The following is a 22,239-nucleotide window of genomic DNA, read 5'->3' on the forward strand; positions in this document are numbered from 1 at the left end:
GCCTTGCTGCGTTTACTTATGTTGTATCTGACTCTTTTTTTCACCCAAATTGCTGACCATTTCTTGAATCCAGCGTCTGCTTTGAGACGTTAAAAAGGGATCGATGACGACTACTGGATAGTCCTTTGGCAATCCTCGTGAGGAACCAGTCGTGATCAAGCAATCATATTTCTTCAATTCGCTGTACAATGCAGGAGTCCCGCCAGATAGCTTTTCAAAATGAACAATTCGAAAATTTCCATAGATGTTATCAGAAATTTGCTTTGCTAAGAAGGTTTCCTCTGTTGGCGCTAGGTCTGAAAGCAGCAGGATATTTAACAGCGGCTCTTGATTTGCCAGCAACTCCAGACTGTCCACTTCGGTCGTGATCAGTAGGTACATATAGCTCAGTATAAAATCTTCTTCCTGGTACATATGATAGTTGTGTACAAATCGTTTGACCAGTTGTCTGATTTTTTCTACCCCGCGCGGATAGACTTCCGAGACTTCCTTCAAAAATGCTTCCCTGTTTCTTCTTAAAATACAGATATATCTTCCTTGCGGATCATGCATATAGAAATCGTTCGACAGGACGATTGTCAGACCAAATTTACTATTCCTGCTTAAATGATAGCCTAGCATTTTGTTATACTCTTCAACCAACTCATAATGCTGGGCAAATAGCTGCTGGTATCGCAAATTATCCGTCAACGCCAGCTTTAGATGCGGGACACTGAACACAATAGAATCTGAAAAAGTTAACCAAAGCGTATCACGAAGCATATTCGGTGTTAACTCCATGTCCAGTTTTTCTCTGACCGCTTGCTTTAGTGCTTGATATGACGCTCCTTGCGGCAGCTTGAGTCCTTCGGTCCGCAATGCTTCTTTAGGAAAAGGATGCCCTCTTTTTATTCGCCAAAAGCTGACGTACATAGTATAAAGCATGCGTTTTTGGAAAATGTATTTCTCATGGATTTGATTTTCCTCAACGAAATCGCTAACATATTGTTCCATAATATGGTAATGATCAGGCGGTAATTGAGGCAGCGTACTCTCGAAGGCGCTCTGTCGTTCACTATAGAAACGATAGTAGAAATTACGAATCTCTCCTTCGTTTCCTTCGATGCGCAACGGTCGGTAACAGAGCTCCATTCCAGCCTCTATTAGGTCCTTCTCGATCTTTTTTAAATAGCGCTGTGTATTTGAGGAGCTTAGATACAATTTTTTTGCCAATCCAATGATACTTTCACATTCTTCATACAAAAGCTCTTCGATAATTTGAAATTCTGGACAGGTATTCAAGAAGTTGGCATATAAATTTCCCATGCTAACTTTTTTATCTACAACTATGTGATAAAGGCCTTTGGTTTTTAGGATTTGAAAGCTTGGATGCTCTGCATTGATTAAATCAATATCATTCAGTAGGATCGGCAGCGAACAGTTCAGCTCACTCATGAGTTGATCGCTCGACCAGCCTTCGCGACGATAGTACAATTTTTCCAGCAACGCCAAACGACGTTTATTTGTAATTCCCAAAACTGATCGAAAGTCCATAGTCTCTCTCCTCCTAGGGATGTGCCGCATCCAACCGCAGGTGCCTATTGTTTGCCATTTTCAAATCGTTTATCTAAAGAAATAGTACCACTATTTGGTAGCAAATATAAGGAATTTTATTCATTTTTCTTCATTAATTTGCCCGTATTTAGGTATCAGTTCCGAAAAGAACAATTTCGATCACTTCCGATTCAAAATCACTCGTCTAAAGGTTTCAAGCTCTTCCCGACTAATCGATCAGACAGTAAATGAAGGAACCAGAAAAGAAAAGTTTTATTATATCCCAGCAGAAATTACTATAGAAAATAAGGTGAAAAAAAGTGATTCGACAAGCATATAAGGTTCTTAACACCCTGCCCTTCGATTCGTTGTTTAATTCGTATGTAATCCATTGATTTTATTGCATTTACAAATCAAAAATGATGGAATCACCGTTATTTATTTTTCTATTTTCTGGTTGCAGACTGCTTGGTATTTCGGTATACTATTTCTTGTGCTAATAAGGTTCCGTGGTGTAGGGGTTAACATGCCTGCCTGTCACGCAGGAGATCGCGGGTTCAAATCCCGTCGGAACCGTTATCGCAAGTGGAGGATTACCCAAGTCCGGCTGAAGGGAACGGTCTTGAAAACCGTCAGGCGGGTAATACCGTGCAAGGGTTCGAATCCCTTATCCTCCTTTTGGGGAAGTACTCAAGTGGCTGAAGAGGCGCCCCTGCTAAGGGTGTAGGTCGGGAAACCGGCGCGAGGGTTCAAATCCCTCCTTCTCCGTAAGTAGCGTACCCGTTGTTTCACCAATATCTAACCTATCACATAAGTAAAAATAAGAAACAGAGACGGTTGAAGAGTTGTTCTTCAACCGTCTCTGTTTCTTATAATTGTCAGGTAAAGAAATTCTGAAACACAACAAGAACTGATTAGTTCTTTATTCAATATCAATTTTCAATAGAAGTACTGTGATCACTATTCCCAAATACTTTGATTTTCTTAATAAACAGTTAAAGATTTGCATTGATCAAACTTTTATTTCCATATGAAGTACTTTTGAGATCGTTCACTAATACTCTTAACAGCTATTTGTAGTAAGTTACAATAACTTTATCGCCCTCAGAAAGGACTCTTAATGCTGATCCAATGTACTTTGATCCTAATTTAATTGCGCTAGGATAGTTAGTTTCATAAATATTCCCAGCCGTTTTATCGCCTTCAGCACTTTTGCCCTCATTACCTGTAACTTTCAATCCTAATTCTTCCAAATTTTCTTTGACACTGTTATAGTTCGAATCGAAAACGTCATTATTGCTGATGACAAGATAGCCGGCATTTTCCAGCTTTTCTCTATTTTTAACATAAACCGCAGAATCATAATCATCAGTTTTCTCTAAGCCTAATTTACTTATTATATCGTCATTTTTAGTCTGTTTTGTGGAAGTTTTTTCAGTCTTTTCTGAACTACTTGTTGTAGTTCCTTCATAGTAGTTTAGTATGACCCGATCGCCTTCTCTCATTACTTTGATTGCTGAACCAATATATCCCGAAGTAAATTTTATTTCATCAGGATAATCAGAAGAGATAATTTTCCCAGCATCAGCAGAATCAGCGGATGGTTTACTTTTAACGCCTTTTACTTTCAGATTTCTCGCTTCTAAGCTCGCTTTTGCGCTCTCATATTTTTGTACATAGAATGTATTTGCATTAATAACTAGATAGCCAGCGGCCTCGATTTTTTCTCTATTTTCAACTAAAAGCTCATTTTTAGCCTTAGAATCAGCATTCTCATCTACTTTTTTTAGATCTAACTCATCAATTATCTCTTGACTCGTTACTTTCTTAATCGATGACTCGGTCGATTCTTTGACCTTACTTGAACTATTAGTTGAAGTACTAGTTTCATCATTTGTTGAACAACCCGATACCCCTGCAATTAAAAGAATAGCAACCCCTGCTAATAAACTTCTTTTAAATAGAACGTTTTTCATCTAAATCCTCCTGTTATTTGAAAATGTTTTTAATTACTGTTCTATAATACAATAATACGATATACACTACAATAAAATCTGAAAAAATATAATTTCAAACTAAATATTCTGAAAATATTGAAGAATAAAGAAAAAGTAGTTATAACTAATCCGCCCATTTCTTATCACGAGTGTTTTTTTTACATCTCTAGACGAGGGCGCCACCTGCGTACTTTTTAGATGATGTACTTTCTAATTTCGTCATCACACATGTTCCTGCAATCAAATCGTGTAACGCGCGTCGATCTTTTCGGTAAATCATGCACCCGATAGACACTATTGGAAAAATATAGACAAAGAATAGGCAAGTGTAGAAAAGAGTGGTTGGTTTGGAATTATTTCCTATCACATGAAACATTGCCATATGTGCAACTTGCCAAGGAAAAAGTTTCATTATATTTCTTAATACGATCTGCTTCAGAGTCAATGCACCTTTTATAGACCCTACAAACCCTGCTTTTCTTTTCCCAATGATCGAATGTTTTTTTCCATTTTCTGAAATGGAGAAATAAAGAAACACCGGGAATAATAAAGTCAAAAATGAGACCAGATTCCCTTGTAATTCATTTAGCTCAGGAATTTTTCCGTTAAAGAACAAAAAATAAATGATTAACGAAACGAACAACAGAAACAAACTATAGCCAACGATTACTAGATAATCAACCATCATAGAGTAAAATCGTGCTTTTCTATTTGCGATCACAATACCCTCCTACCCGTCTGTTGCTTCAAAAAAAGAATCGGCAATAAGATGCTGATTCTTTTCGTTCACCTATATCATTCTTTTTTATCCGTTCGAAACCAAGGAATGGAGGGTCTCGTTTTTCTTGATCCGATCCAGCAGCTCTGGATTGATTCGATAGCCTTTTCCCCATAAGGTTTGAATGGCTTTATTGGGTAAACTCGTCGTTTCAAACTTGGTCTTTATCCGAGTTACCGTGCTGGACAATGAGGCCAAATGAGATTTATTCACGTCTTCATTCCAGATTTTATGACAAATTGTTTCTCTAGTGACGATCTTATTGCCTGCTTGGATCAATATATATAAAATCTTCGTTTCAGTCTGTGACAAATGATGCAGAACCTCTAGGAATTGATAGTTTTCCTCTGGCGATAGGACCGATTTCTGTAGTGCATTGGGGCGAATCAATGAGACCTTATCGGATAATTGTACGTATCTTTTTGTTTCCTGATCATTTGGCTGAAGCTTCAATGCATATAGACATTCTCGAAGCTCATCAACGGAATCTTCATTTGAAATAATCGCATTCAACAGTTCTTCTTCTAAATATTTATGATCCATTTCCGTTACTTTTGCCTCCACCTTACGGATCACTCGGAGCGAATAATTTCTTAAAAGCGGTACAAGCTCCATTACTTCTGATTCGCAGATGGTTTCACTTAAGATGACGTATTGAAAGAAGCTGAAAAAATCAAGCGTTTCACGTTGCTGACTAAATGTTTCCAAGGCATGTGAGGAACAATACACTTCATAGTTTAGTGCTTGGAGTTTCTGTTGGATTTCTTGCTCGGCTAAAATATTCTTCGTCAGAATCAAGACTTGATTCATGTTAATCTCTCCTTTTTCATTTAAACCCTAATGGTATAATGATTCATTCGAATTCCTGAAGCATTATGTACAAAGAACAAAGAAGGCCAGCAGATGACGATGCCTCACATTCTATGTTCTCTCTTATTTCTATGAATGATCTTTTCGTGAGATTACAGAGACTTTCGGATACTCGTACCGCCCTTTGATTTCCTCTAGATCCGGTACGTTGCTTTGAGCTAGTTGATCCACTCGGCTTTTCAGTTCTTCATAGATACTCATGATCGTTTGTCGAGATTCATCGACTTCACAAGAAATCTCTTTTGCTCGGTCATGAATCGTCTGTAATTCTGCCTCTGAATCTTTTACGATTCGTTGTGCATCCATTTTGGCTTTTTCCACCATCCGATTGGCTTGTCTGCGGGCAGAAATCAGCACTTCACCGATCTCATGCTGCGAATGAATGGCTTCCTGTTTTAACTGCTCGTTCTCATTTTGCAATCCTGTGATCTGATGTTGCAGATTCGTGATATATTCGCTTTCTACTACAGAAGCCTGATTTTTTTGCTCTTCAAGTACTTGCTGCACGAGCTCTTCTTTTTCCAGAATCAGTTGATCTTTTTCAATGATTAATTGATCTAGCTGTCTGACGAGTTCTTCTTTTTCATTCAACTCAGAGGTCACCTGATGCACTTGCTGCTCGAATTGCTGCAGTGCTTCCTGGTGTTCCAGTTCTTCCTCTTTTTGATTCATCATAAACTCGCGAAGCTGTTGTTTGGCTTCATGCAGGTCCTTTTCTATTTCTTGGTAGTTTTCTATGGATTCTTTCAGGGTATTTACTTCTTCGACCGCTTTATCCAACTGCTCCTGCAAGTAGCCGGTCTCTTTATTGTCCTGCAGACGTTGGATTTCTTGACGACTACGACGGACTTCTGCTTCTAAGTTTTGGATCTGCCGACGATTTTCGGCTTTCTCTTCTCCAGTCCGTAGAAGAGCTTGCTTGTATTTCTCATTCTCTTTTGTTAACCGTTGTTTTTCTATCACGTTGTCCTTTTGAATTTGTTCCAGCTGCTCGTCTTTTTCAGCGAGCGCTTGCTTTAATTCATCCAGTTCGTCCCTTTGTTTTTTGACAGGTTGTTCAGTTGGACTGCTTGGTCGCTCTTCGATCATGATCTCTTCTTCTGGGACAGAGTTGATCTCGTCGATAATATTCTTGTTAAAAAACCAACCATTTTTCTTTTGCTGTGCGTTCATAGTAACTCCCTCTCCTCTTTCTTTACTCGTCTTCTTGGATCAATGAAAATTCTTCGTCTGCCTTTTCGCGAGAAAATGTACAGCTATAGGTCTTTTTCTTGTTCTTATCGTTCATCAGATTCATTTGGAAAGTGATCTGAGTCAGCTTCGAAACATCTTTGGCTTCTTTGGCAAACGCCTTAATATTATCCTTGATTTGCTGACGGTTTTCTTCACTGCCAGAGTCGCCGGCCAAAGCAATATTCAGCGTCTGCGTTGGAATGTCTAATACGATCAATGTGGTTGACAAGCCAAAGTATGGACTAACCTTCGTTGAAAGATCACTCTCAATCTCGTATTGCTTCTCACGATTTTCGTCAGAAAACAATTCCTCCCATGGATAGTCATTCAAACCAATTCCTTTTTGAGGATAGGCTTTGATAGGTAATTTATTGATGATTTGCTTTTGTTCTTTTTTCAGTGTGTATAGCTCGTCTTTTAACTGGTTGGTTCGTTCGGTGACGACATGCAGCTGATCCTCCATCTGAAATAATCCATAAGTAGTTAAAAGCAAGCCCAATGCTAAGAGGATCGTTAAATATAGTAAGGCAGAAACATGCTTTCTCTGCTCTGACTGCTTGACAACCTCCAGCTTCCGTTGAAATGACAGTGGTGTATTCGGTGGTACCTGAAGTCGCTGAAGTTGCACCTTGATGATCATCCGCCGAAACCAAACAATGAGTATCAAAATGACCAGCGCGACGCTAATCCAATTTATGATCAAAATGTGTGTAGCCCCTTTTCTTTGTTAGGTTTAGTTAGATTTTGTTTCCTTATTAATCAAAATACTCGGATAATTTCTGATCCTGCTTATTTTTCTTTATCTCTTTTAATAGTTTCCCGTTCGATAGGGCCTCCACTTTGAACTCTAGGTCATCATAGATAGAGAGCACATTCTTTCGTGATTCTGAAACTTCAATCAAAATCTTTTTCGCCCGGTTACTGATATTTTCTAATTCTAATTCGGCAGAGCTGATCATGTGCTTTGCTTCAACTTGGGCTTCTTCAACCGTTCGATTCGCCTGTTTCTTAGCTGAGATCAGTACTTCTCCGATTTCCTGTTGAGATTGAACCACTTCTTTTTTCAATCGTTCATTTTTCTCAATCAACTCATCAACTTGCTTCTTGGCCTGAATCAATTCCAGACTTTCTTCCGCGTCTTTTTGTTCCTTCAATTTACTCAATTCGATTTGCGCATCAGCTAATCGGCTGGCTAGTCGTTCCTTTTCTGCCTCTAGCTGTTCTAGTGCACTTGTTTTTTCTTCCAGCTTTGCGATTTCTTCATGAGCATCAAACAAGGCGCTGTTGAGAGCTTCTTTCTCCGCCGCTAATTGTTCCAAATCTTCGAATGCTTCTTCTTGTGTGTGTTCTTCCGGCATATGCCCTTGTTCATCGATCGCCATTTGTGATTCCTCCAATGCGGTTTTAAGCTTTTGAGCGACTTGCTCGTTTAATTGTTGAATCGTCTTTCTGTACTTTGTATTCTCTTCTTTCAGACGTTTCAATTCAGCGTCCATTTCTTGATTCTTTTCTTCAAGCAGTTCATCAAGTACATCGTTTTCGGCTTGAAGTTCAATCATTTTTGCTTCGTTTTTTTGATTGATCGTATGTAACTGTTGGTAATCCTGTTCCAATTCACGGTATTGTTTTTTTGACTGAGTAATCACTGCCTGATACTCTATGACTTCCGTCTCAACCTGAGTCAGCTTTTTTTCAGCTTCACTTGTTGCTTCCTGCGACTTCTTATACTTTGTTTGGTACTCCTTAAGCTGTCGCGTGAGTTCTTTCAAATCGACTGTTGCAGCTGCTTTTTCCGATTCTTCCTGCTTGATTCGATCAAGGGTTTCAGCTAGTTCTTGTTGTTTCTTTTCTAGTCGCTGCTGAAGTTCCTCGATGGTCGATTCCGTTTCTTTCTTTTCTTCATCTATTTCAGTAAGTTTCGTCTGCCACTCTTCTGCTCGGTCGCTCAGCTCCTCTTCCAATCTGGTGCGCTCAAAAGAAAGCTTCTCTTTCAGTTCGTCATTTTCTACTTCTAACTCCTGAACCCGAGCTTCCGCTTCGCTTTTTAACGCCTCTAACTCTGCTTGAAGCTGTTTGATTTTCGATTGAGTGACAACATCATCCTTTTCGAGCTGCTCTTCAACATCTGGTTCATTTTTACTGTACGCAACAGTCTGTTCCTGTTCTTGGATAAATTCTTCTATTTCAATCTGGTCATCAGACTCCGCTTCATTGTTCAAGAATGATTCTGGCACACCTCTTGCTTCGTTATAACGTTCTTCCGCATTCAGTTCTTCTTCAGTAATATCATTGATAAACTCTTTCAATGCCTGCGTTGACAGCCATTTTCTTTTTTTCTTGTTCTCTGCCATTAGCCTTTCCCACCATCATTCTTTAGATTCTGCTCGGAAACATTCTTCTTAGTAAAACGCTCTTCGTTGTTGTCACGAGAATAATTCACGCTATAGATAATTTTTTTGTCCTTCCCCATAGACGAGATCATTCGTACATGGATATCCGTCAATTCGGCAATCACTTCGGCTTCTTTTGCGAAGTCATCAATATTCTTTTTGATTGTCTCTTTACTTGCGGTATCATCCATTCGTCCCTTGAGTTCAAGGGAGATGGTTTTCGGAACTGCTAATGAAACTGTTGGTGCGGTTGAACCAAAGTAAGGCACCGTCATATCAGAAATAGCTGCTTCCATTTTTTTCTGCAGCTTTGAATCCTTATTTTCTGCAGTTAATTTCTCCCAAGAATAATCTTTGAGACCAATGCCTTCTTTCGGATAATTTTTAAGAGGAATGCTGGCGACTAGACGCTTTTGCTGCTGGTCCATGCGTTCCATTCGATCCTCTAAATGGGTGCTTTGGGTTTTCATTTTCTGGTAATCCTCCGCTAGAAATACAAAAGAACCGATGAAGATCATCAACGCGATTCCGATCGTTAAACAAGTAACTAACAAATAGCGAATATCTTTAGCTTGTTCGATCTTCCTAAGATAGTGGACTTTTCTTCGAAACAAAGGCGATTGATCCGGTTCTTTTTGAATGGCTGAAAACCGCAGATCCAAAATCAGTCTCACTAGTATCAGGATAATTGCTAATACGATAAAACCAGCACTGATTATTCCTAGTAGGATCATCTTGATTTCACCTCTGGCCAGGCGGACAACAGGAGTTTCTTCTTCATTCGCTTTCCTCCTGCTTTCTAATCAAAGAGGGGAGATGGAACTGGACCCTTCCCTCGATTTCCTTTTTATAGACAAAGCCAAACGTACGACTATCCTTCGACACATCGATATGATCACCAGTCGTAAAGTACAATCCTTTCGGAATTTTGGTTAAGTCTTGAAATTCTTCGGCAACAGCGGGAGACAGCTGAAACGTGTAGGTCGTCTCAAAATCTCCCTGCTCACCAATGTTCAGGACCATCCGATCATTACGGATGAACATCGTATCTCCCGGCATGCCGATCACTCGTTTGACGAACTTTCCTTCTTCTCCTTTGACAGAAAAAGCGATCACGTCATAGCGGTGAATCGGATCACTTCTTTTGACTAAAACCATGTCTTTTTCTGTCAACGTCGGCTTCATAGATGTTCCTGAGATGGGATGAAAGCTGTATTCTCTGCGAACTAGCTGCCCCGAGATGAACAACACAACCAATACCAGTAAGGTTAGAATGGTCAATATAAGACTTTTGGCAATCGAGCGCTGTGGCGGGGTTTCTTCTTTTTTTGTTTGACGTGAACGAACAGTTGCCATAAGTTACAGTGCTCCTTTTTTCTTTATCGCTTTGCTTTAATATAGGAAACTTGATCAGAAGTAGCCAATGCTGTGTCAATCACTCGATACGAAATCACTGTACCGCCGTAAACATTGCCCTCAGAAATCAAAATACCCTCTGGTCGAACGACTTCCACAAAGGCCACATGCCCATAACGTGTATCTGATCCAGCGACGCCTGGCTTGAAGGAGATCAACCAACCAGCCTTTGGTTTCTGGCTAACTTCGTACCCTAAAGCTTTGCCTTTGGTTGCCCATTCGCCACCATTTCCCATATAATCATCAACGGTTTTTCCTAATTGCTTCACCCGATTGAAGGCGTACCACGTACATTGCCCAACCGGATAAGACCCTGAACTGTTGTAATCCACACCGTTGTAATCCGGGTATTTCATGCGGCTGCGGTACTCTTCTGGAATTTCTTCTTTGCCCTTGATAAAGACACCAGAACCAGCACCGTCCGTTTTCACCTGATCGTATTCAGTCAAATGATACAACGCGATAATCGAGTTCAATTTTTGCCCATAGGTCGTGTCCGTCGCGTAAGTCCCGGTTAATGCGTTCGTTGTGCGCAGGTAATTCTTCGCCGTTGAGCGCCAAGTTTGTTTATAGTAGCTGTCATTTCCTGAGATTCCGCCCCGCAATAGCTCCACATAATCACCTAGTGACGCTGCGTAATTCGGATATTTACGAAACGCTGAGTTGATGGAATACAGATCACCATTTCCTCGATCCTCTTGGGTCGCCATTGAAACGGATTGTCCTTGATAGGTTCCTTTGATGCCAAATAAATTATGGTTTGGAGATAAAGACAACGTGCTAGTCCCTGATCCACTTTCTATTAAAGCCTGTGCGATCATGACAGAGGCAAAAACATCGTAGTCTTGTCCCAGTTTACGAGCATCCTCGCCAACCGTTTCAATGAAGTTTTTCGCACTATCGTTTTCAGTGAAGTTCATAGAAGCTGGATATTCTGTTAGGACTTGTTGACCATAATCGTTCAACGCTGCTTCTGGTAGTTCTTGAACCAACAGGTCTTCCTCTAAATCGATCGTCTCCACAATCACTTGACGTTGAGTCTTTTTCTCTTCAGGTTCAGTATCAGAAGTTTCCTTCGCCTCTTCCTCAGTGGTCTCTTTTTCAATTTCTACATCATCGACGGTTAAGTAATAATCCTCACCGATAGAGATACCTAATAAAATGTGATTGTCTTTTTCTTTTTGATAAACGAGACTGCCAACAATGATTTCTTCTGGCATTTTTTCTGGTTTATCAGTAATTTCTATAGAGAATAATTGCTGGTACAAATCGGTCGCTAATTGTTTTGCATCATAGGTTTCTTCTTGTTCGATCCCAAGCTTCTTGATCCCTTCATAAATCAATGCCGCGTGGGCTTCATTTTCAAAACTGCTTAACAACGGCAGTTCAAAGCCTTTCAAATCTGATTGAGCGACTTCCGTTGTCTTTAATTCACTTGGCAGCTTTAGATTACTTGTTTCTGAAAAAGCCTCAGGTACAGTCGGTGCGACAAACGGATATGGCTGAACACTCATCGTTGGTGGTGTTGCTGGAGTCACCGCTGCGGGTGTACTCGGTATCACTGGCGTTGGCGCAGGAGTCACTGACTGTTTCGGTTCTTCTTGTGTCTGACTAGTCGACGGCTGGGTGGGCAGAGAACTGCTCGGGGTCGTCGAACTTGGTTTGGTGTTACTTGGCTTTGTACCGCTTGGTTTCGTCGAGCTATTACTCGATGAATGACTTGGTTTTGTCGTACTTGAAGCAGACGAACTGCTTGATGGCTTGGTCGAACTGGATGTACTCGAACTGGATGTACTCGAACTGGACGACGAAGCAGGCGTGCTCGTACTGGTTGACGAATCTATGGTGCTGCTTTGCTCAGACGTTGTTGAACCCTCTGTTTCCGAACTTGCTGCTGATCCTTGTTCAGAAGACTGAATTTCCGGTGTTACTACGGGTTCCTTCGTGTTTGCTTCTGGTATGACGGCTTCATTTGCAGGTGCTTCATTACTTTCCGGCACAGACATCTGACTTTCTGCTGTTCCTGTTTCTACTATTAAAGAAGAACTTTCTGTTAGTTCACCTGCTTTTAATACTCCGCTACGTAAACCGGCGAGTCCTCCGACAAAAACCAGCATCCCGCAGACACCCACAACTATTTTTTTCATGAATTTGTTCCTTTCTAGATCAAACTAAAAAATAAAATCGGTAAGAGAAACAACAAAAATAAGGGTACGACCGTCTGCATCGGATCAGAAATGATCTTCGCAGCCAACGTCATGCTTACTCGCTCAGGTTCAGATACCGGGTCCTTTTTTATTAGAGTACCGTCGATTTTCTGATCCTCGCGCTTCAATTTCATTTGCTTGAAGAGATTCTCCTCGGCATCATGTAGCGAATGGACGCTCTTGAGATTTCCTTGAACAAGACGCCGATAGATCGTTCCGATATCTCCTTCACATCGTAAGAGGGTCAGCTTCGCGATCCCATTCTTCGGCTCCTTTTCTACGTAGGACACCTCGGTCTCTTCGATGATCTTGTTCAAAGACACCTCGTAGACATACACTTGTTTAAAGTCCGTCGCATAAATCAGCTGTCCCTTTTTCAAATCTTGGATCCGGTGCAACAGGACATCCTTATCAAAGATATTGTGTGCTAAGACAACATAGTTTCCGCGACCTAACTGTTGGTCGGAGCGGTAGGTCGCCGCTCCGGTTAACAGATTTTCATTCGCCATCCCTGCCAGAATCGGCAGGTCGATCGACACATCGGGAATGACAATTTTTCCAATCCCCCAATTGTTGGTCGTTGTTTGTACCACAGACTTTGCCTTGGCATAATCTGAAATTTTCACACTGGCGATCTGTTTCTCGCCATAGTTCGCTTCGTTGATCTTATCGATATTGTAAGCACTCAGTTCTTCCCGAGGCCCGATATTGACTGCGGCAGACGCGGGTTCTTCCTCCATGTGGAGATACCCGTAGATGGCGGTGACGAGTACCGCCGTCATCGTCACAAACAAAAGGATGAAGAGCGTTTTCGTGACTAGGAATAGCCGTTTCAGATTTTTCCGCGCTTTGGCAGAGACAAGCGGATCCTCCGATCGGAAGCGTTTGATGAAGCGACGATACAAGCCCATGAGTAAGGCAAAGATCGCGACATTCAGCCCCAAGGTGGCCAAGACGATATTTTGATAACTCCATGTATTCCGTTTCTTGACTTTCCGTTGGACAGCCGTTTTATAATCGACCCGATGCCCAGTGACTAAGAGTCGGAAGGTGTTGATTCCGGGGGGTGTACAGGTCAAAAGTGTCGCCTTATCTTTTTCTTTATGAATCTTGACCTTATCAACATCACTTGGCAAAATCTCTTCAAAGGAATCGATCTCATACGCCAAGCGTTTGCCCAAAATATTGATAAAAAACAAATCGCCTTCTTTTAAATTTCGAATATCGGTAAAGAGCACCTGGTTCTTGACCCCACTGTGTCCCGTAATAACTGAGTGAGTATTTTTCCCACCGATTGGGATCGAGGTGGGCTCAAAATGCCCCAATCCCTTCTCCAATGTTTTGAATGACGTGCCGTGAAAAAAAGGCATTTGTTTGATATCAATCGCGGGAATATCGACGGTTCCCATGACATCCCCTTGTTTCATGATTTTGTTGTAAACAACAGGATCTCCTTTGGGCAATCCTTCTTGCTTATTATAGATGTACTTGTTATAGGCTTTAGCTAAGGCCCATTGTTCATCCTTTTCCTTTTGCGACATTTTTTTCATCGTGTCGTCGTATTCAGAAACAGCTTGGCTACGTTCACGATTGGCCAAGTAATTCCCTACGATGGGATAAAGAAGGGTCAACACGCCACCTACGATCATGATGATCGCAAAGATTTTCAAAAAAGAATGCTTTCTCTGCTTTCTTTTCGATTGTTTTTTCTTCTTCATGACGGGTCCTTCTTTCCAATAGGGTTTGACAATTTGAAAGAAAGAATCAAAGATACGAAAAACAGGCGCATCCCAGATTCTTTCTTCAGTAATGATGCTTGAGCGATCGTCTTAAAAAACGTCCTTCTTCCGATGAATACTGAACATCCCGACACCGCCCATGGCGAAAATCATCGCGAGTATCCACATCAACACTTGCGCCGTGCCAATGTTTCCACTGGTTTGCGGCAGCTTCTTGATTTCCCCTTTTTCATCGACTTCAATCGGGGTCCCATCCGGTCCTTTGGTCACAGGCAATTTAGGGGTCTTACCTAAGACACTGGATTTCGGATAGATGTAGACTTCATTCAAGGGTTCGCCTGTCTGTTGAGGAAACGGCAGCTCGACAATGACGGGTTCCATCACGTCTTTTAACTGTGCGTGTTCCTTTTCAACAATCTGGTACATCCCTTGTGCCAAATTTCCCGCGTGGGCAAGCCCTTTTTCATCGGTGGTGATGGTCGTAGTAAAAGCACCATCCCCTTGAACGGGTTCGAAACCAGAGGCGCCTTGAATCGGTGTCACACGAGTGATTTCATAGGTCATCCCAGGTAATGGGTCCAGATTCTTTCCATCCGCATCTTTGACCTGATCGACTTTCGTTCCATCTAAGGGCATCGTATCGGCAATCTTGGCAAAATCGACAATCTTATACTTTTGTACGTAGATACTGTATCCAGAGTTCCCCGTACCTTCTGTGATCGCTGCTTCGGCATGAGCCGCGACCACCCCACCAACACTCAGGAAGAAAACAAACAAACAGAACAACAAACGACGTAGTTTTTTCATTTTAGTTTCCTCCCCTTCCTTTGATTGGTCGAAAATGCAGGAAGACACCTGTCATACCAATCACCAATAGACACGCAGAAGCGATCAAGATGATCCGCATCGCTTTGGTTCCACCCGTAAACGGCAGCTTGGTTTGACCTTTATCAGGAACATGAACGATGGCAATATAGTTATAGGTTGGGACTTCTACTTCAATCGGATTTTTCAGTAATTCAAATCCAGCGGGTGCCTTGGTTTCAACGATTGTGTAAAATCCTGGTGGTAGGCTGCCGTATTCCAGCCAGCCGTCGCTTCCAGTTTTTACTGGATTCCCGATTTTGTTTTCATCCTTAATAGTATCTGGATCGTCTTTCTTTCCTTTGTATAACTGGAACTCCGCACCTTCTAAGGCATTGGTGGTGCTTGCTTCAATCTCTTCAGGTTCTAGTGTGCCATTACCATCCACATCTATAACTGTTCCTTCTTCGTACTTGAAAAGTCGAATCTTTGATAGACGAGTTAAGCCGGCGTTGACATCGGTAATGTGATGGACCTTGTCAGTGCCTGTTAAAAGTACTGGCAAATCAGCCAATTCAGGATGACTAAAGTAAAGTGATCCAGTATTCGGATTCTTAAAATCAGATGGTGTCTTAAAAGCTGTAGTAGATGTTGGGTCTGGATCAGCTTTGGAGTTCAACGAATCATTCGTTCCTTGCCAATCCTTAGTAACAATCGCAATCTTTTGTGTCACGACGATATCACCAACCATGAATTCCGCAATATAATTACCTTCTGGAAGGTTTTCGAATTTGTATTTTCCTTTTTCTGATCCAGTAGCTATAGTCTTAATTAATGAATCTCCAACTCCATCAACGAATGCCTGACCAGTCAAACTTTCTTCGACCAGTTCTTTGACATAGGTTCCATTCACTAAACTCGTTCGATAAAGTTTCACAGGGATATCACCAACAGGGTCTTCACCCGGATCAATCAGACCATCATAATCATCGTCATACCAGACATAACCCGTCAAATCACGACCTAACACTTGCGTTTGAACAATATTACTTTTCACTGGAAGGTTGAGATGACTGTTAAAGGCAGCTCGATTTCGCAAAATGTTTCCTGCCTTCTGTCCGTTCGGTGAAATAGTTACCTCAAATACCAATGAATCTCCAACTGCTAATTCTTTAGCGGTAACAACGAAGCCTTTTGCATTTTTTATTAATGCTGAATTCGACGTACCAGGAACATAGGAAGACCATGTTCCCAGATTCTCATTCGGATCATCCCTTTTGTCTGGATGAACTGGATCATTGGTATAGGTGATATCTCCGTGCCCTTCTGTAATTTTGATGTTTTTAACAGTGTAAGACCCATCGAAATCTGTTCCCAGACCATCCGTATCAAACGGTAACTCATCCAGCACCTTCACATTTAATAATTTGTCAGAACTGAAGTTTTCCAATGTCACTTTGTAGGTAATATCGGTCAAGGCATCTTGTTCTGCACTTGAAAGAGCATCATCTTTATTGCCAACTTCAATTAAGCTTTTATCCACTTCTTTTGTTAATGTAATTTGTTGGACTTGATAAAGATTAACAGTTCCTGCTGAGCTTCTCGATGAAGAGTGTGATGTATCCGAAATACTCGGAGTATTTTGCAACCACATCTCTCCAACTGTCAAAATTCTTGCATTAGCTAGTGAAACGCTATTAAAAGACAAATTTTTTAAGTTTGGTGTAGTAGAAAAATTAATTTCTGCCAGATCTCCTTTAAATGGATTCAAACCTTCTAATGTCCAAACAAGTGTTATTAATCCTGTGTCAGGATCTGTAATAGAAATTGGGTCTGGCAGAGCAGCTCCGCTACTGTTAGTAGAAGAACCATAATCGTAATTTAATCCCTTTGGTAAAGTTGAACTAAGACGAACAACGTAATTCTCATCGGCTTCAGTCAACATATTCCCTACCACTTTCCATCTAACTTTTTCATTTGTTTTGTACACTGGTTTCTCAGGTGTGGTTGTTGTTGTTATTCCAAAGGGTTTGATATACACAGTATCACCAAAAAGTTGGCTATGTCCTCCTGTTTTAACTCCTTGAGAATTAAAAGTTGATGCCTCATATTCACCACCAACACCAGGATATTGACCTTCTAATGCACCAGATGGTTTATACCAATGTGAACTAGCCATACAAACATTTGGTTTGTTAAATTGATCAACTCCACCAACGGGGCCAACAACGTTTACCGGCACTGCTGACCATGTACCAAAAGAACTATCCTGTTTGTTGTAATTAAATACAACTGCTGAAATTTTTCCACTTCCATGGAGAATTGCGTCCTCAGGATTGTCAAACCAGTCATACTCATTTTCCATACTAGTTTGAGTTCCTACTGTCAGAGTAGGATGATTTTTTGTTTTACCGACCCCATATTTGCTTTTTGCTGGTTGAAACATCGCGCTATCTTGGGCCCAAAGCTCTCTAGTTAGATCATATTCAAATGAATTCGCATTCCACCGTATGAGTACTTCGACTGTACTGCTTGAAGTTCCGTTTATAATAGTACCTCCACCTACGTAGACATTCGATGTTCCCCTAGCTACTTTTCCATCACCGGTCGATCCCCAGCGACTTCCCGTGCTGCTTATTCCATCAAAACCATTTCCTACGAATGCCGCCTGAGTAGTTATGTCACCCTTCGGTACCATTACATCTGAAAAGGTAATTCGCTGAGTTGTTCCTCCATGAGACTCTCCCTCGTACCTAATGTTGGTTACTTTAAGATCTGTTGAATATGATCCAACCCCCTTATTAATTCCATAATCTCTGCACCACTCCACAATCATCATTGAGCTAGAAAAAAGTTTTTCATTGTTACTTGTTTTTGTTCCTGTAAAATTATAGGTATATGGATTATAAATTGGGGTGTAATCCGAATTCTTAAGTGTCATATTCAGATTAGTATTAGAATTAGTCACGTTTATATTTCCAGTATCATATACTCCAATTTTTTTCTTATCTGCTAAACTTCCGGCAGGCTCTACTACATGAACTTGCTGTGATTTACCATTGGGAATAGGCATTGAAATCAACCCTTGGTTCATATTCATTGTTTTACTTGTATAGAGAATTTGATCCCAACCTGTTAGATCAGTTTTTGCAATAGAAGAGGCTATCGCAAAGACTGGTCTCGTCGTCGTTGATGTACTTCCATTCAAAACAGTTGGTACTGGTGTTTTTGAACCACCTAGAACAGCTTGATAGTATGACTCCGAACCAATTTCTATTTCAATTTCTCCATTTGGGAAAGTAGAGCCTCGAAAATCGGCAGCAGTTCTGCCTTCAATAGGTTTTAACCCCAAGGTTACTCCTACACCTGCAGCATCCCAACTGCTATAACCTCCTGGAATGAAATTAGAGAGCGGCTCTTTATTTCCTTTGATCAAATTTGCTGTAACTGATGGTTTTGCTGAAACTTTTGTCTCTCTTAATTCCAATGCATCAGCCATTTCGCTATCTTGATCGTAAATTTTGTTAATCTCTTCAGTTTCACCAGTTTTATCATTTTTAGCACTGATAATCGTTACTTTCATCGTTGGTTTAATCAAAGTCCCGTTTTGTGCTCCATAAACATTTACAATCATCGGTAGTAGAATTTGTCCATTCCCATTAATTGTTGACTCCATAAACCCTTTAGATGTTTTGGTGGTAGAATCTCCTTCTAATCTGCTGTCATCACTGACAACCTCTGCATTAAAACGTTGCTTTCCAGAAGAGTCCAAAGCGTACGCATCCGGCAGTTCCATGTCCACACTGTATTTGATGTCCGAATAGGTCGTATTAGGATCACTTGCTTCTAAAGAGAAAGTCAATAGATAGATGATCGAATCGAAAGAACGAACAAGTCGATTGTTGTCCCCAGAGTCATACCCAGGATTGTCATTATCTGCATCAAAACGTTCGGTACCATCTTTAATAGTCATCTTCGCACCAGTGACTGAGATCGGTGTTGATCCAGACTTAGACTCCCGCTTGCTTACTTCTTCAGCAGGCAGTTCAATAGGTTTGAAGGAATCTTTCTCTTCGTATTTCTCATCTAAAAGTTGTTCAATCGCTAAATTGCGTTTCTTTTCTTCTTTGGTTAGTTTTGTTACTTTGTTTTTTGATTTCTTAGTTGTTGCTTGTTCTTTACTACTAGAAGTCGTCTCTTTTTCTTTATTTGCAGAGGACGATACTTTTTCCTTACTGCTGTCGGTATTTTTCTTTTCTTCTTGAATGGCAGAGCTGCTCTTGGTTGCAGACTGTTCCTGTTTTTTACTACCCTCAGTCTTTTCTTTACTTTCGGAGGAAGCTGGTGCTTTTTCCTCTTTTTTGGAATTTTCAGTAGTTCCAGTTTTCTTTGGCTTAAAATTGATCAATGATTGTTTCTTATTTGTATTTGGTTTCTCAAGGACAACATTTGTGGCCTCTTCTGGTTTCTTGTTTGAAACGCTCAACCAGATAGAATCTTCCTTATCCAGCAAAAGGTAAGGAACTTTCTTTCCATCTTCTACCACATAAAACAATTGACTGGCGATTTCTTCTATTTCCTGTGGTGTACTTGTTTCAGTGGATGAACTGCTGCTTGAAGTCGTTGTTTGTTTTGTCTTCTCAGCGGTCTCTTCACTTTTTTGAGTAACTTCCACTAAATGCTTAAAGTGTGTCAGTTTCTCATTTGATATTTCCTCAAAAGGGAGTGGCTCCCCTTTTTCATTTAAAAGCTCAAGTTTGTATTTTTCCGATTCCAAAAATTTCAGTATTTGCGGTTCTTTGACGCTCATTTCTAAAAGCGTGCTCTGCTCCGTTACTGAATAATTCTTGTCGATTTCTTTCCCATTGACCTTCACATCAACCAAATGAGCATTCTGGTCATCCGCCTTCAATGGATTCCACTGGTAGACCGAGATAAGGCCTACCAGTAGAAATAAGATTGGAAGAAGAACTGCGACTATTGGCTTATGTTTTATCTTTTCGCGCATGGTCTGTCCTTCCTTTCTGTCCCATTTTTAAGCGTGACGACGTTTTTTATCAATTGCGATTGCTGCGGTACCGATGGTAATTGCTCCGATTGCGATGATGATTAGTAATGTTGTACCAGTGCCACCAGTGAATGGTAAGTCTGTTTTAGATTTATTTTCTACGGTAAGTTCTGGAACAACAACTCCTGCTACATCTTTATGAGTATCCGTAGTAACAATCACTTTTTGCGGTGTCTTCAATAATTCATACCCTGCTGGAGCTTTTGTTTCCACTACCCAGTATTCTTTATGAATATAATCTCCTCCACCTGCTGGTTCTGTCTTAGGCCACGTTGCTTCTGCTGAGTTGGTAGGGTCTTGTTTTCCATCCCCATCATCATCTGTAAACCAATCTAATTTCAATCCATCGAATTTTGCTAGTCCTGAAGCATCTGAGGTAGATGTTAAGAATGTTACTCCTGCTGTTCCTTTTGGATAAGCTTTGCCATCATCCGCTAAGAAGATTTCATTCTCTGCATCACTTTCAGTTAATGCGATATGGAATTCTGCACCTGCTAAATCTGCACCTGCTTCTGTTTCCTTCTTGATATTGAACCCGCCATCATAGTATTCTGGATTGTTTTCACTTGTATCTGTTTTAGGTTTTTGCCCTGGGATCAAGTATCCAGTATCATACTCATTCTCAATGATTCCGTTAAAATCAACTTCTGTATGTGTCTTGTAAATTACTCGGATCTCAGAATAACGTTTTGTCGTAAGCTCTTCAATTTTCTTCATACCAGCTTGTGTCAATTCAACACGAATATCTGTTTTACCAGTAATGCCATCAGTAATTGGATTCGCTGTTTCTTTTGTCGCACTGCCGTTTTTATATACTTCATATTCAGTATTGAGTGTCATCGTGTCCCAAGCACTAGTATTAGGATTGTAAAATTGCACTTCTACACCATCTAAATGTAATTCTTGCGCAAGTTCATCATGTACAAAGAAGTAATCAGCATATAATTCGGTTCCAGCAGGAACATCTAAATCCGGTAATGGATTCCCATCTTTATCATGCCTATTAATGAGTGTCATATCTTCCTTGACTTTGCTGTATAACCCATCAGGAAGCTTCGTTGTTGCTTCCCATTGGAAAGGTTGCCCAGCTTTGATCGAATAGCCTTTACCACCCATAACTGTCTTGTCCAACTCGCTATCCGTTACAATGTTCTTTGGATGAACGTGTACATCATAGATTAATTCACCACTTGAAATGTACTGACCAGGATTAGAAGGGTCTTTTTCACGTTTTGTTTGAGGTAAATACGCAAAGAATGGACTCATTGGTGTGGAAATTTCCTTCTTGTGTTTCCCTGTTGAATCAAGGTATGTTCCTGGTCCTGCCGCTGCTACCGTATAGTCATATTTTCCAGTATCAGGATTTGGTATTTCTTTAATCATGTAGATACCATCTGCTAATTTATGTTCTTTACCTGCAGTACCATCGAGACCAAGAATCGTACTAGCATCAAAGGTCAATTTCCCATTTGAATCTGTGTAACCAGTTGTCCTTGGGAAAGAGGTGTCAATCGTATAATCTTCACTTGCCCCTTCTTTTTGTTTTAAAGGGTCTGTTAATTTCTTCCCATCATTGGCTTTCACTCGAACAATTTCAAAATAAACATCCTGCATCACTGTTTTTCCATCTAATTCAGGCGCAGTACCCGATAGTTCAAGACCATCTCCGCGTTCACCTAATTCAGCTGCACTTTTGATTTCATATTTCCATAAAGTGATCGTTCGAGGTGTTTTATTATCGGATGTTGGATTATCACTAATCGTTTGCGCTGCATAAACCGCAGCACCTCCAGCACTTATCGCTGCCCCTCCAAACATTGTCAGTACACCCAAAGTCATCGCTGCCTTACTTATCCATTTTCTTTTCGTTTTCATAATAAGCTCCTTTTCATTTTGTCTTTTACGCCCAAATTAGCTAAAATAAATAAGTGAAAAGAGGTTGCCGCCATTTTTCAATTATTTATTTTTCCAATACTCGATGAAGAGCTTCTTCTTTCGTATTGGATACTAGTAAATATTTAGTATGTTTGTCCTTCGATAAACATACCTCCTTTCAAAAGCTGTTATAATTTCATCATTTTCGTAAAAATCTCTAGTTTTCAATAAATTTTTAACCTATTTTATTCTTAGTCTTATAAAAAACTAGAAAAGAGCTATCTCCCTTGGTACATAAGAGGATATAGCTCTTTTTGACGATGATTGAC

General features: G+C 40.6%; 14 protein-coding genes and 3 tRNA genes. 3 read left to right on the forward strand and 14 right to left on the reverse strand.

From position 1 onward, the window contains the following. Nucleotides 1–12: 12 nt before the first annotated feature. Nucleotides 13–1,533, reverse strand: a complete 1,521-nt coding sequence (locus IGI67_RS07560) for a helix-turn-helix domain-containing protein (protein ID WP_429957299.1) — start codon at nt 1,531–1,533, stop codon at nt 13–15. Nucleotides 1,534–2,036: 503 nt separating this feature from the next. On the opposite strand from IGI67_RS07560, the gene IGI67_RS07565 reads away from it, so the two are divergent. The 3 genes from IGI67_RS07565 (at nt 2,037) to IGI67_RS07575 (ending at nt 2,301) form a co-directional block, all read left to right on the forward strand. Continuing rightward, a tRNA-Asp gene (locus IGI67_RS07565) sits at nt 2,037–2,109 on the forward strand. An 11-nt stretch (nt 2,110–2,120) separates the two neighbouring features. After that, nucleotides 2,121–2,210: transfer RNA gene (locus tag IGI67_RS07570), tRNA-Ser, on the forward strand. A gap of 3 nt (nt 2,211–2,213) precedes the next feature. Then, nucleotides 2,214–2,301, forward strand: a tRNA-Ser gene (locus IGI67_RS07575). Between the two features lie 302 nt (nt 2,302–2,603). Here the strand turns inward: IGI67_RS07575 and IGI67_RS07580 are convergent. From IGI67_RS07580 to IGI67_RS07640, 13 genes are all read right to left on the reverse strand, one after another. Beyond that, complete coding sequence (locus IGI67_RS07580) at nt 2,604–3,509, reverse strand: hypothetical protein (RefSeq protein WP_429957300.1); 906 nt, start codon at nt 3,507–3,509, stop codon at nt 2,604–2,606. 187 nt (nt 3,510–3,696) lie between these two features. Further along, the gene (locus IGI67_RS07585; protein WP_429957301.1) at nt 3,697–4,251 is read right to left on the reverse strand and encodes an RDD family protein; all 555 of its coding nucleotides are present in this window, start codon (nt 4,249–4,251) and stop codon (nt 3,697–3,699) included. Between the two features lie 84 nt (nt 4,252–4,335). Next, nucleotides 4,336–5,118, reverse strand: a complete 783-nt coding sequence (locus tag IGI67_RS07590) for a helix-turn-helix domain-containing protein (protein ID WP_429957302.1) — start codon at nt 5,116–5,118, stop codon at nt 4,336–4,338. A gap of 129 nt (nt 5,119–5,247) precedes the next feature. Beyond that, nucleotides 5,248–6,351 (reverse strand): hypothetical protein, encoded by a 1,104-nt coding sequence (locus tag IGI67_RS07595; RefSeq protein WP_429957303.1) that lies wholly within the window; start codon nt 6,349–6,351, stop codon nt 5,248–5,250. A 22-nt stretch (nt 6,352–6,373) separates the two neighbouring features. Then, nucleotides 6,374–7,114, reverse strand: a complete 741-nt coding sequence (locus tag IGI67_RS07600; RefSeq protein ID WP_429957304.1) for a hypothetical protein — start codon at nt 7,112–7,114, stop codon at nt 6,374–6,376. A gap of 52 nt (nt 7,115–7,166) precedes the next feature. Then, nucleotides 7,167–8,762, reverse strand: a complete 1,596-nt coding sequence (locus IGI67_RS07605) for a hypothetical protein (protein WP_429957305.1) — start codon at nt 8,760–8,762, stop codon at nt 7,167–7,169. Further along, nucleotides 8,762–9,535, reverse strand: coding sequence for a hypothetical protein (locus IGI67_RS07610; RefSeq protein WP_429957306.1), 774 nt, complete (start codon nt 9,533–9,535; stop codon nt 8,762–8,764). Before IGI67_RS07610 ends, IGI67_RS07605 begins: the two co-directional genes overlap by 1 nt. Nucleotides 9,536–9,578: 43 nt before the next feature. After that, nucleotides 9,579–10,157: a signal peptidase I gene (gene lepB / locus IGI67_RS07615; RefSeq protein WP_429957307.1), complete on the reverse strand. Its 579-nt coding sequence runs from the start codon at nt 10,155–10,157 to the stop codon at nt 9,579–9,581. Between the two features lie 23 nt (nt 10,158–10,180). Then, complete coding sequence (locus tag IGI67_RS07620; protein ID WP_429957308.1) at nt 10,181–12,364, reverse strand: glucosaminidase domain-containing protein; 2,184 nt, start codon at nt 12,362–12,364, stop codon at nt 10,181–10,183. Nucleotides 12,365–12,378: 14 nt separating this feature from the next. Further along, nucleotides 12,379–14,142, reverse strand: a complete 1,764-nt coding sequence (locus tag IGI67_RS07625) for a class C sortase (RefSeq protein WP_429957309.1) — start codon at nt 14,140–14,142, stop codon at nt 12,379–12,381. A gap of 111 nt (nt 14,143–14,253) precedes the next feature. Then, a complete protein-coding gene (locus IGI67_RS07630) occupies nt 14,254–14,970 on the reverse strand; it encodes a pilin N-terminal domain-containing protein (protein WP_429957310.1) in 717 nt (238 codons plus the stop codon). Between the two features lies 1 nt (nt 14,971). Next, nucleotides 14,972–19,975, reverse strand: a complete 5,004-nt coding sequence (locus IGI67_RS07635) for a SpaA isopeptide-forming pilin-related protein (RefSeq protein WP_429957311.1) — start codon at nt 19,973–19,975, stop codon at nt 14,972–14,974. Nucleotides 19,976–20,002: 27 nt separating this feature from the next. Further along, the gene (locus IGI67_RS07640; RefSeq protein WP_429957312.1) at nt 20,003–21,910 is read right to left on the reverse strand and encodes a SpaH/EbpB family LPXTG-anchored major pilin; all 1,908 of its coding nucleotides are present in this window, start codon (nt 21,908–21,910) and stop codon (nt 20,003–20,005) included. Between the last annotated feature and the right edge of the window lie 329 nt (nt 21,911–22,239).

The organism is Enterococcus sp. AZ196 (assembly GCF_050498845.1).
GTDB classification, from domain to species: domain Bacteria; phylum Bacillota; class Bacilli; order Lactobacillales; family Enterococcaceae; genus Enterococcus_A; species Enterococcus_A murrayae.